Origin of the sequence: Chelativorans sp. Marseille-P2723, assembly GCF_902809845.1 — a bacterium.
Taxonomy (GTDB): Bacteria; Pseudomonadota; Alphaproteobacteria; order Rhizobiales; family Rhizobiaceae; genus Chelativorans.
The window spans coordinates 231,820-246,948 of record NZ_CADDWI010000007.1; the positions used below are offsets into that span (position 1 = coordinate 231,820).

Here is a 15,129-nt window from a genome sequence, read left to right on the forward strand (position 1 = left end):
TTGTAGGTCAGCTCAGGATTCGCGGAAACGCTGGAATAATCCTTTGTTCTTCGCAATTCCGGGGCGGTTTATGTTTTTCCTGGAATTGGTGTAACCGCATCAATGCGCAGCGTCGCGCCTGGGGCGCGGGAAAATTCTCATCCCTCAAGTTCCTCACGCCATGGCGGATTTGCGCCTGCGCGGGAAACCGTGGCGGCGGCCACGCGCGCTGCAAAGGACAAGGCAGCGGCCGCTTCGCTTTTCCGCAATCCAACCAGCCGCTCCTTTGAAAGGAGGCCCGCCTGGCGAAGGGCGGCAAGCAGGCCGGCATTGAAGGCGTCGCCCGCGCCTACAGTGTCGATAACCTTTACTCTGCGAGCCTCGACCCTGACGCTGCCACCTCTCCACCACGCCGTAGCGCCCTCGGCGCCATAGGTGACGACCACCAGCAGACTTCCCGCATCCAACATCTGCTGTGCGGCGTCGGCCGGGGTGGCATCGGTGAGCCAGTCAAGATCCTCTTGAGAAACCTTTACGATGTCCGACATCGCAGACATGCGGCCGATCCGGCACCTGTGTGCTTCCACATCACGGACAAGAGCCGGCCTGATATTGGGATCGAGCATGATGATGCGCGAGGAATGTTCACGCGCCATCAGTGTCTCATAGGTGCTTCCGCAGGGCTCGGCGGCAAGGCTGATCCCGCCGAAGAGCATGGCCTCGACGTCGGTTCCGATCTGCGGAGCATCAGCCTCGGTAAGCATGCGGCCTGGCGAACCTTCGTCGTAGAAGAGATAGCTGGTCTGGCCTTTCTCCAGCGTAACGAAGGCAAGGGTTGTGGGGCGAGATGAAATCACAACGTGGGAGAGATCGACATTGCTCCTTGAAAGCGTTTTTTGCAGCATCAGGCCGAAGGGATCGTTGGAGATGCCGGAGAAGAGGGAAACGGGCACACCAAGCCGTCCGAGCGCAACGGCGCTGTTGAATACGGAGCCGCCGGGATGAGGCACGAAAGCCGTGTCGCCCGAGGCTGTTTTGCCAGGCAGCATGTCGATCAGCGCCTCCCCGCAACACAGGATCATTGCCGTTGTTCTTTCTCGCCTAACGAATCTTCAATCAGCCTCCTGCTGCCTCGCCAGTTCAGTTGGGAGCGGAACAGCCGCCGCCATTCAAGCACCTGATCAAGCTTGCAAGGTCCTCTCCGGTCGGATTGGGCAGAAGCGTGCTGTTGCAATATTCGGTCTGCAATAGATATCGGCTTTCTTCCTTTCTGAGAAATACGACTGCCGGAAAGGCGACGGGGAGCATCCCGCACACTCCATTGAAACAGCTCCGTTCAACGGTAACAGGCAGCGTGAGCGGGAGGTCGAAGCCGGACCTGCGCGCGGCATAGCCGTCGAAGGTAGCGCGGAAGCGGCCCAGTGGCTCATGCTTCAGCGTCCGCCAGTTGAATTTTCGCAAGGAACCGGCCGGCGTCACTTTTCCCACCGCCATGACATACTCGGTAATGCGCTCCCGATGGAGGTTGAAGACGTTTTCGGGCGTCGGCGGCATGCATGACAGGGCGAAGGCATTGCTGCTCAACAGCGGCCAAAGGATGAGGGCAACGCCGAATAGCCTTATGCTGCTTCGCATGCGACCGGACGCTGGTGCGCCTGCAGTCATGAGCCGGGCAATACACATGTCACGTTTGCTGGGTCGAGCTCCACGAGCCGGTTGGATGCGATGTCGAAGCGCACCGCCCACACGGTTTCTTCGGTTTCGATCCATCCGCCCATATCTCTAAAGGTGACCAGGCCAACGACGGAAGAATCGCTCTGAGCGCCTATCTGGCATTCCTCGAATGCCCACAACTGTTCGCGTGATTGCTCCGGCGCTTCGTGTTCGTCGACGATTTCCCAGACAGGCTTGCCATCGTCGAGCCCGGCCAGTGGTTTCGCAAGCACTGCCACCACCGATCCATCCTCCCGGTTCAATGTCGCGATGGAGTAGGCGCAGATGTTGCCGTTCAACGGGATGCACGACGCGAGATCGCTGGTCATGCCGCGGGGGTAGGGCGGCACCGTCGCCCCCACCAGTTTGGAAGCGCCCGCCGGTATTGTCCAGATGCATGCAATTGCCAGGACCAAAAGCTTCATGGCAGGAGGGAAGCATAAACGGCGTGTGATGCCAAGCAGCAGCCACCGGATGAAGTTGCACCGATGGCTTCGGCGAAGCTCAGGCGGAGCAGCGACTATTTCCGGCCCTAGCTGTAATGCGAAGAATGCCGGCACGATGGGCGGCACTTAGGGGATGGCATCTGTAGACGAGGGGCCGCCTTCATCAACAAGGGTGCGCAGGCGATCGGTAACTGAACTGCTGAACTTCAGGCGGACGCCGGCACCATTGGCACCTTCTTCCGGAATGAAGACCGCGCCAAGATCCTCAAGATTTTCCTTCAGCGTCTTCAGTGTGGCATCGTCTGGTATGTCGAGACCACGCTCGAAATTCTGGATCGCCTGCTTCGGCACATCGGTTCTCTTGGCGAGCTTGCCTCGGCTCACTTGCACCAGGGCGCGTGCTGCCTTGCAAAGTGGTCCAGTCAGCATCAAGGTCTCCGTCGAATGTTCAGGCCGTGCATTGGCAGAGCGGAAGCTCCGCCTGAATTCGCCTGCAGGCTAGCGCAGCGAGCTATTGCCGACAAGCACGGTCTTGTGCGCCGGAAAGCGGGAGGCGACGCCGGCTGAGCCTTACTCGACCTGGATCGTCTTGAGATATGCTGCAATGCCTTGGTTCAAGGACGGCATGAATTTCCGGCATGTCTTCATGTTCGCCCAAAAGCTTACGGTAAATGCTTCCGCAAGGTGTTCGGCGGGATAGTTCACCCCGGCGGAAGAAATCGGGTGCCGGCTCTCCCAGGATGTTGAGATAGCGTGACACAGTTTTTCTCCCACGATCTGTCTGCCAAGTTCCGACCTCGTCATCGTCGTGGGCTTGGGGCAGAAGGTCGCCCCCTAAACTTGTTCTATCGCACTTCTGGAGGGAAAACCGGCTCCACTTCCGAGAATTGCTTAACTCCTGATGGCCCGTCCGATACCGATCAGGATGCAGGCACCGATAAGCCCGGCGACGAGGTAGCCGACCCATCCGGCAAAAGACACACCGAAAAAGCCGAACAGGAAACTGGCTATGGCAGCACCGATGATTCCCAGGATGATGTTGGCAAAAATGCCGGTATCGCTCTTCATGATCATGGAAGCGATCCAGCCTGCCAAACCGCCGATGATGATGGCGGCAATCCAACCAACGCCCTGACCTTCCATATGATCAGCCTCCTCTCCTCAAACGGTAGAAGAAAACCACACAAGGCGGTTGCGGGCAAGGCCGGGAAACCATCGCGACAATGATCCGATTGAGCCGGCTAGATGCGGGGCGTAGAAAGGCGTGCCACGCCGATGAGGAGGAAGATCAACGTCTCGACCGTGCTGGCCGGCGGCAGGTTCGGAAGCGCTGAGGTCGACGACAACATTGCTCGTCAGCTTCATGCACTATGATCTGGGATGGATCGACCTGAGCAGAGAACCTTGCAGATCAGCGACAGCCCGTCGGGCACGAGGTTGTCACCCATGTCATAGGTACGTTCCGCTACCTGTGTCTTCCGGGTGGGGCGCGGGGAGTTTCAGGTGGAAATCTAAATTCTGACCAGCGTATTCTACAAGTACCTGATTCTTCTGGTCGGAGTGGCAGGATTTGAACCTGCGACCCCCTCGTCCCGAACGAGGTGCGCTACCAGGCTGCGCTACACTCCGTGACCAGACGGCGGGCTTATAGCGGGATGACCGCGTTCCCGCAAGCCGAAACCGTTTCAATATGGGCTGTCCACGTTTCCGGTTTCCACATAGACCGATTTGATCTGGGTATAATGGTCCAAGGCGGCCAAAGCGTTCTCCCGCCCGATTCCGGAACTCTTCACTCCGCCGAAGGGCAGTTCCACCGGGGTGAGATTGTAGGTGTTGATCCAGCACGTGCCTGCCTGAACTTCCCCGACAACTCGATGCGCTCGGGCAAGATCGCGCGTGAAGACGCCCGCGGAAAGCCCGAATTCCGTGTCATTCGCCCGAGCAATCACCTCCTCCTCCGTTTCAAAGGTGAAGACGCACATAACGGGGCCGAATATCTCCTCGCGCGCAATCCGCATATGGTCCTCCACCTCGGTGAAGATGGTAGGCTCGACGAAGTAGCCTTCCTCAAAGCCTTGCAAGCGGGGGGCATCGCCGCCCAGATGCAGATGCGCACCTTCCTCGCGCCCCGCCGCGATATAGGACATTACGCGCTCGCGCTGGGCAGCGGAGACCAGGGGGCCGAGATGCGTTTCGGGGTCGAGCGGGTCTCCCAGCCTGATTGCGCGGGTCCGTTCCGTCAGGCGACCGAGGAAGCGGTCGTAAATGCCCTTTTGCAGGAAGACGCGCGTGCCGTTGGAGCAAATCTGCCCGCTCGAATAGAAATTGCCGAGCATCGCGCCGCCAACGGCGTTCTCCACATCCGCGTCGTCGAAGACGATGAGCGGCGACTTGCCTCCAAGCTCCATCGTGCCGTGCTTCATGTGGCTGCCGGCAAGCCCCATCACGCGCTTTCCCGTGGCAACGGAGCCGGTCAGCGAAACCTTTGCGATACCGGGATGGGAGATGAGGGCGGTCCCGGTCTCCCCGTCACCCTGAATGACGTTGAACAGCCCGTCCGGGAGGCCGGCTTCGGTGAGAATTTCAGCCAGCGTCAATGCAGAAAGCGGCGTGTTTTCCGATGGCTTGAAGATCATAGCATTGCCGGCGGCCAGCGCCGGCGCAGCCTTCCATGCCGCTATCTGGATCGGATAGTTCCAGGCGCCAATTCCGACGCAGACCCCTAGCGGCTCTCGGCGCGTGTAGCCGAAGGGACCGCCGAGTTCGATATGCTCGCCGTTATAAGCCGCGATGGCACAGCCGAAGAACTCCAGCGCGTCTGCTGCGGAAGCGGCGTCGGCAATCAGCGTCTCCTGGATCGACTTGCCCGTATCGAGGGTTTCAAGCCGCGAAAGCTCCTCGTTCCGCTCACGCAGAATCTCTGCCGCCCGCCTCAGAACGCGTCCGCGTTCCATGGGCTTCACCCGCGCCCAACCTTCCTGTGCGCCACGGGCCGATTCGACGGCAAGTTCCACGATATTCGGTGTAGCCAGATGAAGCCGCGCAATCACCTCGGCCGTTGCCGGATAGATCACCTCAAGCGGCTTTCCCTGGGCATCCTCGACAGAATCACCATTGATGTAGTGCGAGGCTTCTGGCTGAACTCGCATCATGGCCTCCGGATTAGAGTGGTATTCCCGTTCATTCGGCACATATGCGTCACCGGTCCGAAACCTTCCAGCGTGGATTGATCCAGGGTTTCTGGTTTGAGGGCGGCAGGAGCGGCTTGTCCAGAATATGATCCGCGGCCTTCTCTCCCACCATTATGGCGGGTGCATTCAGATTCCCGTTGGTTATGCGCGGAAAGACCGAGGAATCAGCGACTCTCAACCCTTCGACGCCGATGACCTTCAGTTCCGGGTCAACCACGCTCATAGGATTTTCGCGGCTGCCCATCCGGCAGGTGCCGCAAGGATGATAGGCGCTTTCCACATTCTCGCGGACGAAGTCATCCAGCGCGTTGTCCGAAATGACATGCGCGCCCGGCGATATCTCCCCGTCGCAATAGGGCGCGAATGCTTCCTGGGAAAAGATCTCCCGTGTCAGTCTTATGCAATGCCGGAAGTCAGCCCAATCATCATCATGCGACATGTAGTTGAAACGGATCCTCGGCGCCTCGCGGGGGTCGGGGGAGGCAAGAGCGACAACCCCGCGCGATTTCGAGCGCATCGGCCCGACATGGGCCTGAAAGCCGTGCACGGTGGCGGCTGCCTTCCCGTCATAGCGGATGGCTGCAGGAAGGAAATGGTACTGGATGTCCGGATAATCCACGCCGGGACGCGAACGCACGAAGGCGGCCGCTTCGAAATGGTTCGAGGCGCCGAGGCCGGTCCGGAAAAGAAGCCACTGCGCGCCGATCAATGCCTTGGAGATAAGGTTCAGGCTCGAATGTAGCGTGATAGGCTCGCGGCAAGCTTGCTGGATATAAAGTTCCAGATGGTCCTGCAGGTTCTGGCCAACGCCCTTCCGGTCGGCGACAACGGCAATGCCCATCCGCTGCAATTCCTCTGCGGGGCCTATGCCCGATAGCATCAGAATCTTTGGGGAATTGATCGGTGATGCGCAAATGATCACCTCACGTCGCGCCTTAACAACCTGAATCTTTCTGCGAGCTTCGATCTCCACTCCGGTTGCGCGTTGATTCTCGATGATAACGCGCCGAGCGAAGCCTCTGACGAGACGAACATTTTTCCGCTTGAGAGCAGGCTTCAGATAGGCGTTTGCCGCAGACCAGCGACGTCCGGTGAATATGGTCTGCTCCATCGGCCCGAAACCTTCCTGTTTGGAGCCGTTATAGTCCTCAGTAACCTCGAAGCCTGCCTGCCTGCCAGCCTCGATGAAGGCATGATAGAGCGGATTGGTGCGCGGCCCGCGCTGCACATTGAGCGGCCCATCCGTCCCGCGCCAGTCATCTTCGCCGCCTTGGGCATTCTCCATGCGTTTGAAGTAGGGCAGTACATCCGCGAAGGCCCAGCCGGTCGCGCCCATCTCGGCCCAATGGTCGAAGTCGTGCGCATGGCCGCGCACATAGACCATCCCGTTGATGGAGGACGAGCCGCCGATCACCTTGCCGCGCGGCGTCGCGAGGCTGCGGCCGCCCAGATGCGGCTCGGGCTCGGTGCGGAAGCCCCAGTCGTAGAGGGACATGTTCATGGGAAAGGACAATGCGGCGGGCATTTGAATAAAGGGGCCGAAATCGCTGCCGCCATATTCGATGACGATGACCGAATGTCTGCCATCCTCCGACAGGCGATAGGCAAGCGCGGAGCCGGCGGAACCCGACCCGATAATGACGTAATCTGCCTCAAGCATCACAGCGCCTCCCAAGACGGAGCGTGAGGTAATTCTCGACCAGCGACGTGGCGGACGCGGCGTCGGGCGGGCCATCCTTCAGCGCTCGGCGGATGTAGAGTCCGTCGATCAGGGCGGCGATTCCCTCGGCCGTCCTCTCCGCCTCTTTCGCCGGCAACAGGGGCCGCAGCGCGAAAACAAGGTTGGAATGGAGCCTGCGCGCATAGATGCTGAGCAGGCGGCGCAGGGAAGCGGTGCGCTGGGCCTCTACATAGAAGGCAAGCCAGGCGGCTATTATCTCCGGCCGGAACTGCTTTGGTGAAAAGTTGACGGCGATAATTGCCCTCACCCGCTCAAGACCGCTTTTCTCCTGAATCGCCTCACGCATATCGTCCCCGAGTTCTGTGAGGATGTGGCGCATGGTGGAGAAAAAGAGATCTTCCTTGGCGCCGAAATAGTGGTGGGCAAGGGCGGGCGAGACGCCGGCGCGCCTTGCAATCTCCGACATCGTTACATCGAGAGAGCCATGCGCGCCGATCGCGTCTATTGCCGCGTCGATGAGGGCGCGGCGGCGAAGGGGTTCCATTCCGATCCTGGGCATGAGGCGAATGTATAGTTGATTGACTGATCAATCAAGAACCGGGCGATTACAAGCTTTTTCAACCTAATGGCCGAAGAGCTTCACCTCTTAGAGGCGTAAGCGCTTTCGATGCTGAGGCCGGGACGGCCCGAAAGACAAACGTTTGCGAAGGAATTGATGAAGTCGCTCGTTAAACTGCCGCTTCTGGCTCTGATGACTACGGCCTCCCCGAGCGAAGAAGGCGCTCACTTGAGCGGGAGCGGAGATGCATCCACACAGGATCAGCTTCAAGCAATAGCAGATGCTTAGCGAACATGACGGAGGCCCGCCACGGTCCGAATTCGGCTACTTACTTCAAACGCCGGGACATAAGGGAAACCGATCCCTCAATGACAAGAGGCATCGGCTCTTGAATGCGCTAGCGCATGCGCGGAACACTTACAGCGAGGGAACGCGTATCCTCCGGCTTGATACCGGGGACGATGAAGCCTGTGAGATTTCTACGGTAGCCAGAGCGTTTCGAGTTGATGAGAGCTGACTTCAATCGTGCGCTGTGCTTCCGGCGATTGGCCGTCGATGCGACCGCCGACCTGGCTTAACTAAGAAGACAAGGAAACAACAATGCCTGAACGGCACTATCCGCCCATCCGCGTTATGCTATCATATTCCACCGTAGCGAAAGGATTATTGATGGCGCTCATCAGATGCCGCATCGGAGCTGAAGGACGGTGAACCGCTTCGCCATCGTTACCGGCGGCGTTTCCGGGATCGGACTTGCGGTCGTCGAGCGGCTCATTGACGACGGCTGGAGCATCGCGGTCGTCGATGCTGACCGCCCGGGCCTTGCGGAAGTTGAAGAGCGTTTCAGTGGCGAAGACGTGCTTTTTCTCGAAGCCGATGTGACGGATGAGGACGAGATTGCGGAAGCGTTCGACCGGGCGGTGGACACCTACGGCCCCATTTTTGCCCTGGTTAACTGCGCAGGCATTCGGCGGGAGCGGCATTTCGAGGAAACGAGCGCCGAGCTTTTCCGGCAAATTCTTGATATCAATCTCGTAGGTTCCTTCATTGCCGCGGAAGCGGCGCTCGAGCGGATGGGGGAGGGGCTTTCGATCATCAATCTGGCTTCGGTAACCGGTCTGCGTGCCAGTTCCGGCTGCACGGCGTACGGCGCCTCAAAAGCCGGTGTGAAGATGATGACGGAGGTAATGGCCCTGGAACTGGCCGCGCGCGGTGTGCGGGTCAACTGCGTGGCCCCGGGGCTTTTGGAAGCATCCGCGGCGACATTCGACGAGAATCCCAGCCGCCGCCGCACATGGCTTTTGAACACGCCCCAGCGCCGAGCGGTGGAGCCACAGGAGGTTGCCGCGGCGGTGGCTTATCTTCTTTCCAAGGAGGCCGAGGCAATCACCGGCCATACGCTGGTTCTGGATGGCGGCTTTTCGATTACCGGCGTGCCGCGCAACGATTGAGCGGAAGATAATGAGAAACGGCGTTTAAAGGGGCGCGTAGGCGGCTTTCTTGAGATAGTTCCAGCATCCGGTTTTCTTGAAGAGGTTGCAGATGTTTCCGGTGGCTCTCCAGAGGCCGTTGAAAGTTCTGGCTGCAGCGGCGCGCGGGTGTGTCTTGGGCTTGGAAAGGCGATTCTTTGGGTTGAGGTCGGGGTTTAGGGGCGGCAGGAACAGGAAACTAGGCACCGCGCTCCTTCATTCTTTTGTGGACGGCGAGGCTGTCGAGGATGCCGGCATCGCCCTCCGACAGGGACGGCGCGTTGGCGAGAAGCCTTGTGCGCAGCCGACGCCATCTTGGCGTTGACGGAGTTCTCGTCGACAAAGAGCAGGCGATTGGGGCCGAAGCCGAATTCTCGGCTGGCGCAGCGTGATCCTCACGCGCCGTCCAGCACGAACCGCCGCGCGTGCGCTTTCCGGCGCGGGCGGCGGGATAGAAACCGGGACAACTCGGCCGGATCGGCTTGCATATAAGCTTCCCCGCCATCAGCTTGACCGCAAAAACAAACCGGGCCCAAAGCGAATCCTTCCATTCAGGATTTTCAAGCCGATGCTCTACGAAACAAGACAAGTGCTTGAAACGCGCCTTCACCTGTCACCGCTGCAATCGAATGCGAACTGGTGGCTGGGCTGCGGCCGCCACCGGTGGCAGTCATGCAACTCACCCCTTGCCTCTAGCAAGTGTCACGCGCCTTAAGCTGCTGAATCTTGGAAGAACGGCGCGGTGCCAATCTCAAACCGTATCATTCATGCTCTCCAAGCCCCTCATCAAGGCGAGAAGCTGGCAGGGGGGTACAGGCAATGGCGCCATCAGGGGGCATGATCTGCCTTTCCGCCTCAAGCGTGGAGACCGCCGGTTCCTTGTCCTGCTTGTAGAGCGTGGTGCCGACGATGGTGCAAGCGCCCCTGCTAAGCGCGTCCAGCCGGTGGGTGCGGGCATCGGCAATCCGTGCTTGAACGTGCCCGGCGGCAAGGCTGCGCAGGATGCCCCCTTCCTCCTCGATCCTGGAGAACTCGTCCCATGCCTTTTCGCAAAGCGATGCTGTGAGCGCTTCGATGCCACCAGAGCCCGATGACGTGTCTGCGACAGAGTCGAGCCTGCTTTCACGGGCGAGGATGAGCTGCTCGTTTCGAGCGATTCTTCGAGCGAAAGAATTCGGAAGGCCGTGCGCGATGGTGTGCGGAAGTACGGAAAGCGAATCGGCTCCACCAGCGGCTGCCGCGAACGCTGCAATGGTCGTGCGGAGGATGTTTGCCTCAGGATCGCGCACCGTCATCATGCGATAGGATGTCTCGGCATGTATATTCGCAGGGGCGGGTGCGATGCCGCATGCCTCTTGCACCCGCGCCCAGAGCTTTCGAAGGGCCCTGATCTTTGCCATCGACAGGAACTGGTTCTGGTCCACGGCAAGCGCGAACCCGATATGCGGAGCAGCATAGATAAGAGGCTGGCGGGCCTCCTCGAACATCTTCAGATGGGCCACTGCGGAGGCCAGCATTATGCCGAGCTCCTGCGCTTCAGTCGCGCCAGCATTGTGAAAGACGCGCCCATCCGCCTCAAGAAGTATGCCGGGAAGCGACATGGCGAAGAAACCAGCCAGGGACGGAGGCATTGACGCTTCCAGAGCTTCTATCGACATGCGCAACCGCCCCGTTCCGGCGAACAGTGAGGCCGGGTCGATGCCGAAGGAGAGGGTCATTTCGGCCGGGTCGGCCCGTTTTTCCTGCAATATTTCGGCCAGCCAGTCTATTGAGGCACGGCTTTGCGGATGCACGTCGATTCGCAGGTGCACGTTCTTTAACGGAATGTTGTTAAGAACGGTCTCCAGCCCTTCGCGGCTAGCCGGGAGGCCGTAGCCGAATGCATTGGGCGCTCCTGCAAAAACGAAGGATAGCCCGGTGGCGCCGTTCTCCAGATCGTCTCTCGCCTGCTCGTTGGCGCGCCCGGGATCGGGGTCGTCGAGACGCTGGACGATCTTCCACGGCGTCTTCGTCTTCCCGCGAGAGATGGGCGATGGCCCTTCGGCCGGTTCATAAAGAGGCGCTATCGACGCGCCGTCATCCCTATGCCGGATCAATGATTCATAACCGGTTTCACTGCCAAGGGTCCTGGCTACAAGTTCGAGCCACTGCCTTCGGCCGATCGTCGCGAAATCCGCCTTTGTCAGGACCGAACGATCCATTTTTCCTCCTCGAACATCAGAGAGTGCGCAAGCAAGTCTAGGATGACAGTGCCCCCGCTGCAACGTGTCCCAGCAGAACAACGCCGTTTCGGGGAAAACGATCCCGCGGCGACAGAATGCGTTGTGACTTGCCAGCAGGCCAACTATACCTGCAAAAGCACCGTCCAGCGCGGAGAGGAGAGGCGATGAAGGCGGGAAACACCATCTTTCTTGGAGCCAGTCGGCATGTCGATGACAGCTACCAGAAAGCGGAGCATCTGCTGCTGGAATTCGCCAACCGGCACGGATTGATCACGGGGGCGACGGGCACTGGTAAAACCGTGACCTTGCAGGTGCTTGCAGAGGGTTTTTCCAACGCCGGCGTCCCGGTCTTCTGCGCTGACATCAAGGGCGATCTCTCCGGCATCGCCACGAAGGGGGAAGAAAAGGATTTCCTCGCCGAACGTGCAAAGACCATCAAGCTGGAACCCTATGAGTTCGATGAAGCGCCCGTCATATTCTGGGACCTGTTCGGTGAGAAGGGTCATCCCATCCGGGCCACGATCTCCGAGATGGGCCCGCTGCTTCTTTCGCGGCTGATGAACCTTTCGGAGGCGCAGGAGGGCGTGATCAACATCGCCTTCCGGATCGCTGACGAAGAGGGCCTTCTGCTGCTCGACCTAAAAGATCTGCAGGCGCTGCTTGCAAATCTTTCTGAGCGGGCGGATGAGATCAGCGCGCGCTACGGAAATGTGACGAGACAGTCTGTAGGCGCCATCCAGCGTGCACTCCTGGTGCTGGAACAGCAGGGCGCGGACCATTTCTTCGGCGAACCGGCGCTGCGCATTGCCGACCTGATGCGCACGACGCGCGATGGGCGCGGTTATGTCAACGTGCTGGCTGCGGACAAGCTGATGATGAATCCGCGCCTGTACGCCACGTTCCTGCTTTGGCTCCTTTCGGAACTGTTTGAGGAATTGCCCGAGATCGGCGATCCCGACAAGCCCAGGCTGGTCTTCTTCTTCGATGAAGCGCACCTGCTTTTTGACGAGGCTCCGAAGGTGCTCGTGGAACGGGTCGAGCAGGTAGTCCGGCTTATACGTTCCAAGGGTGTTGGCGTCTATTTCGTGACCCAGAACCCGCTTGACATTCCAGAGACGGTGCTAGCGCAGCTGGGCAACCGCGTTCAGCACGCGCTGCGCGCCTATACACCGCGCGAGCAGAGGGCGGTGAAGAGTGCGGCAGATACCTTTCGGCCAAATCCCGGTTTCGACTCTTTCGAAGCGATTACCAAGCTTGGGGTGGGCGAAGCGCTCGTCTCAACGCTGGAAGCAAAGGCGGTTCCATCGGTGGTCCAGCGCACGCTGATTCGACCGCCTTCCTCGCGCATCGGGCCGGCGACCGATCCGGAGCGACAGGCATTGATCAATCGGAGTCCGCTGGCAGGCCAGTACGATCAGGCAATCGACAGAGACTCCGCCTTCGAGATCCTGCAGAGGCGGGGAACCGAAGCTGCGCAGGCGGCAGAAAACCAGAAACAACAACAGCAAGCGCGGCAACAGAGCGAGGGCACGGCCGGATGGACCTTGCCGGATTTAGGCGAGGGCAATTCCAGCCCGCGGCGCGGTAGGACAGTCAGCCGCAGCACCTATCAGCGGCAGTCTGTCACGGAAGCAGCGATCAAATCCGTCGTCCGCGCCGTGGGAACGACCCTCGGACGCGAAATCATCCGCGGCATCCTGGGCAGCTTGCGGAGGCGATAAGCTCTGCAAGGCCGGAGCTTCCTATTGCTGGTTCTTCGAGTTGGTCGCCCTGCCGATCCAGCGAAGCCTCATACTGAGCGCAAGCCGTCAGTCACCAGGATGGGCGAGCCAACCGGGACGCGACCGTAGAGGTCTATAACGTCCTGATTGAGCATGCGCACGCAGCCAGAGGAAACCGACCTGCCGATGGTCCACCATTCCGGCGAGCCATGGATGCGGTAGAGCGTGTCCTTTCCATCCTGATAGATGTAAAGCGCGCGCGCTCCCAGCGGATTCATGATGCCGGGCTCCATGCCACCGCGCCATTCGCCCGTGGCCTTGTCGAATTTGGTGCGGTACTGCTCCAGCTCCGGTTGCCGCTCGATCATCTCTTCGGGGGGATGCCATTTGGGCCATTCGGCCTTGCGGGCGATCTCGGCCCGCCCAGACCATTCAAAACCAGCCCGCCCGAGGCCCACGCCATAGCGCATGGCGCGCCTGCCGGGCAGAACCAGATAGAGAAAGTGCGTCGAGGTATGAACGACGATCGTTCCCGGCCGTTCGCCCGTTGGGTCATCGACTTCCTGGCGGAGAAACTCGGGGCTGATCTTCTCGAACGGGACGGCCGGAATTGCGTGCCCATGATCTTCCATGGCGGCATAGATGAGCCGCCGGTCATTGGAGCTGGAAAGTGGGCCGCCAAAGGGCCGGGGCGGCATTGTCAGTGACAAGGGCTGCACGTTCGGCTCCCTCTGCGAGGAGGGCACGTTCACACAGCCGGTCAGAGAAGCCGCGCCGCTAAGGACGGCCGTTAGGAAGGCACGGCGGGAAAGGGGGGAGGGGGATTTGTCAGCGGGAAGCATTGGTCTCTTCGTTCTTGTGGGCGAATAACGAGGTAAACACGCCTCTGAAACTCGGTGCACGGATGAAAGGTCCCTGCGATGCATTCTGACCTCATCGTCAGCAATGCAAGCTAATCAAACCTAGTTGGCAGCCGATTGTTCTCGGCCTATGGTATTTCTGCAACGTCAAGGCGGCTGGCCCGGCTCAACGGCTCACTGCTCTAGATACGTCACGCCATGGTTGCCAATTTGTAAACCAACAGGCGTCCACGCCCATATGGTTTTGGTTTGCAGTAAAGCGACCGGCAGATATTCCACGTGCCGTTGGGCGGACGCGGAGAGGTTGACGGCGCTGGCCGAGGCGCTATGCCTTGGAGAGGACGGGCAGAAAGGAGTGCCTCAGGCCATGAACGCATTACCGCAAGCCCAATCCACCACCTGGACCTATGTCGACGGTGACTGGAGCGAAGGCAATGTCCCCATTGCCGGATCACGCACCCATGCCATGTGGCTGGGCTCGTCGGTTTTCGACGGTGCGCGGTGGTTTGAAGGTATCGCGCCGGATCTTGACCGCCATTGCGAGCGAGTGAATGCGTCGGCGCGAGCGCTCGGCCTTGAGGCGCTGATGCCGGCGGAGGAAATCGTCGGGCTGACCCTGGACGGGCTCAGAAAATTCGACGGGAAGACAGCCGTCTACATCCGGCCGATGTACTGGGCGGAACATGGCGGATATATGAGCGTGCCGGCCGATCCTTCCTCCACCCGATTCTGCCTGTGTCTTTATGAAGCGCCCATGATCCCATCGTCGGGGTTCTCCGTCGGCCTTTCCCGCTTCCGCCGCCCGACATTCGAGACCATGCCAACCAATGCCAAGACCGGCTGCCTTTATCCGAACAACGGCAGGGCAATCATGGAGGCCAAGGCGCGCGGTTTCGACAATGCCCTGGTCCTCGACATGCTGGGTAATGTCGCGGAAACGGGCACGTCCAACATCTTTATGGTCAAGGACGGACAGGTGCTGACGCCTCTGCCCAATGGAACATTCCTTGCTGGAATCACGCGCTCCCGGGTCATGGCTCTTCTTGCAGAGGCGGGCTATCGGGTGATCGAAAGGAGCCTGCAGGTCGAGGACTTCATGGATGCCGATGAAATCTTTTCCACCGGGAACCATTCGAAAGTGGTACCGATAACGCGAATCGAGGATCGCGAACTTCAGGCTGGACCGGTAGCCAAGAAGGCGCGGGCGCTTTATTGGGAATGGGCGCATTCCATGCCCATGCCCATTGGGTAAGGAACGAACGGTAGAGGGGCGCATTGTCTCGAAAGC

Annotated in this window: 14 protein-coding genes and 1 tRNA gene; 4 read left to right on the plus strand and 11 right to left on the minus strand. The window is 59.8% G+C overall.

Going from position 1 to position 15,129, the window contains the following annotated elements; all coding sequences use genetic code 11:
* Window positions 1-137: 137 nt before the first annotated feature.
* The 9 genes from HUS57_RS01135 to betI all read right to left on the minus strand — a co-directional run bounded on the left by HUS57_RS01135 (window position 138) and on the right by betI (window position 7,569).
* Window positions 138-1,061, minus strand: coding sequence for a carbohydrate kinase (locus HUS57_RS01135; protein ID WP_173931090.1), 924 nt, complete (start codon window positions 1,059-1,061; stop codon window positions 138-140).
* A 58-nt stretch (window positions 1,062-1,119) separates the two neighbouring features.
* A complete protein-coding gene (locus HUS57_RS01140) occupies window positions 1,120-1,614 on the minus strand; it encodes a hypothetical protein (RefSeq protein ID WP_173931091.1) in 495 nt (164 codons plus the stop codon).
* Window positions 1,615-1,640: 26 nt separating this feature from the next.
* Window positions 1,641-2,117, minus strand: a complete 477-nt coding sequence (locus HUS57_RS01145) for a hypothetical protein (RefSeq protein WP_173931092.1) — start codon at window positions 2,115-2,117, stop codon at window positions 1,641-1,643.
* 147 nt (window positions 2,118-2,264) lie between these two features.
* On the minus strand, window positions 2,265-2,567 hold the full coding sequence (locus HUS57_RS01150) for a helix-turn-helix transcriptional regulator (protein WP_173931093.1): 303 nt from the start codon (window positions 2,565-2,567) through the stop codon (window positions 2,265-2,267).
* A 462-nt stretch (window positions 2,568-3,029) separates the two neighbouring features.
* A complete protein-coding gene (locus tag HUS57_RS01155; RefSeq protein WP_173931094.1) occupies window positions 3,030-3,281 on the minus strand; it encodes a GlsB/YeaQ/YmgE family stress response membrane protein in 252 nt (83 codons plus the stop codon).
* A gap of 409 nt (window positions 3,282-3,690) precedes the next feature.
* Window positions 3,691-3,767: transfer RNA gene (locus tag HUS57_RS01165), tRNA-Pro, on the minus strand.
* Between the two features lie 56 nt (window positions 3,768-3,823).
* A complete protein-coding gene (gene betB, locus HUS57_RS01170; RefSeq protein WP_173931216.1) occupies window positions 3,824-5,287 on the minus strand; it encodes a betaine-aldehyde dehydrogenase in 1,464 nt (487 codons plus the stop codon).
* A 49-nt stretch (window positions 5,288-5,336) separates the two neighbouring features.
* Window positions 5,337-6,989, minus strand: coding sequence for a choline dehydrogenase (betA, locus tag HUS57_RS01175; protein ID WP_173931095.1), 1,653 nt, complete (start codon window positions 6,987-6,989; stop codon window positions 5,337-5,339).
* Window positions 6,982-7,569: a transcriptional regulator BetI gene (gene betI / locus HUS57_RS01180; protein WP_173931096.1), complete on the minus strand. Its 588-nt coding sequence runs from the start codon at window positions 7,567-7,569 to the stop codon at window positions 6,982-6,984. The genes betA and betI overlap by 8 nt, the downstream gene beginning before the upstream one ends.
* A 707-nt stretch (window positions 7,570-8,276) precedes the next feature.
* Between betI and HUS57_RS01185 the strand changes: the two genes are divergently transcribed.
* Window positions 8,277-9,020 carry an SDR family oxidoreductase gene (locus tag HUS57_RS01185; RefSeq protein WP_173931097.1) on the plus strand — a complete coding sequence of 248 codons (744 nt, stop codon included), beginning with the start codon at window positions 8,277-8,279 and terminating at the stop codon, window positions 9,018-9,020.
* Window positions 9,021-9,286: 266 nt separating this feature from the next.
* Entirely contained in the window at window positions 9,287-9,430 is a 144-nt protein-coding gene (locus HUS57_RS01190; protein ID WP_173931098.1) for a hypothetical protein, read from the plus strand.
* Between the two features lie 369 nt (window positions 9,431-9,799).
* Here the strand turns inward: HUS57_RS01190 and HUS57_RS01195 are convergent, their stop codons facing one another.
* Window positions 9,800-11,239: a methylmalonyl-CoA mutase family protein gene (locus HUS57_RS01195; protein WP_173931099.1), complete on the minus strand. Its 1,440-nt coding sequence runs from the start codon at window positions 11,237-11,239 to the stop codon at window positions 9,800-9,802.
* A 185-nt stretch (window positions 11,240-11,424) separates the two neighbouring features.
* Here HUS57_RS01195 and HUS57_RS01200 point away from each other — a divergent pair, with 185 nt between their 5' ends.
* The gene (locus HUS57_RS01200) at window positions 11,425-12,981 is read left to right on the plus strand and encodes a helicase HerA-like C-terminal domain-containing protein (protein ID WP_173931100.1); all 1,557 of its coding nucleotides are present in this window, start codon (window positions 11,425-11,427) and stop codon (window positions 12,979-12,981) included.
* Window positions 12,982-13,049: 68 nt separating this feature from the next.
* On the opposite strand, the gene HUS57_RS01205 is transcribed toward HUS57_RS01200, so the two are convergent.
* Window positions 13,050-13,823, minus strand: coding sequence for a L,D-transpeptidase (locus HUS57_RS01205; protein WP_173931101.1), 774 nt, complete (start codon window positions 13,821-13,823; stop codon window positions 13,050-13,052).
* 385 nt (window positions 13,824-14,208) lie between these two features.
* Between HUS57_RS01205 and HUS57_RS01210 the strand changes: the two genes are divergently transcribed.
* Complete coding sequence (locus HUS57_RS01210) at window positions 14,209-15,093, plus strand: branched-chain amino acid aminotransferase (protein WP_173931102.1); 885 nt, start codon at window positions 14,209-14,211, stop codon at window positions 15,091-15,093.
* Window positions 15,094-15,129: the final 36 nt, after the last annotated feature.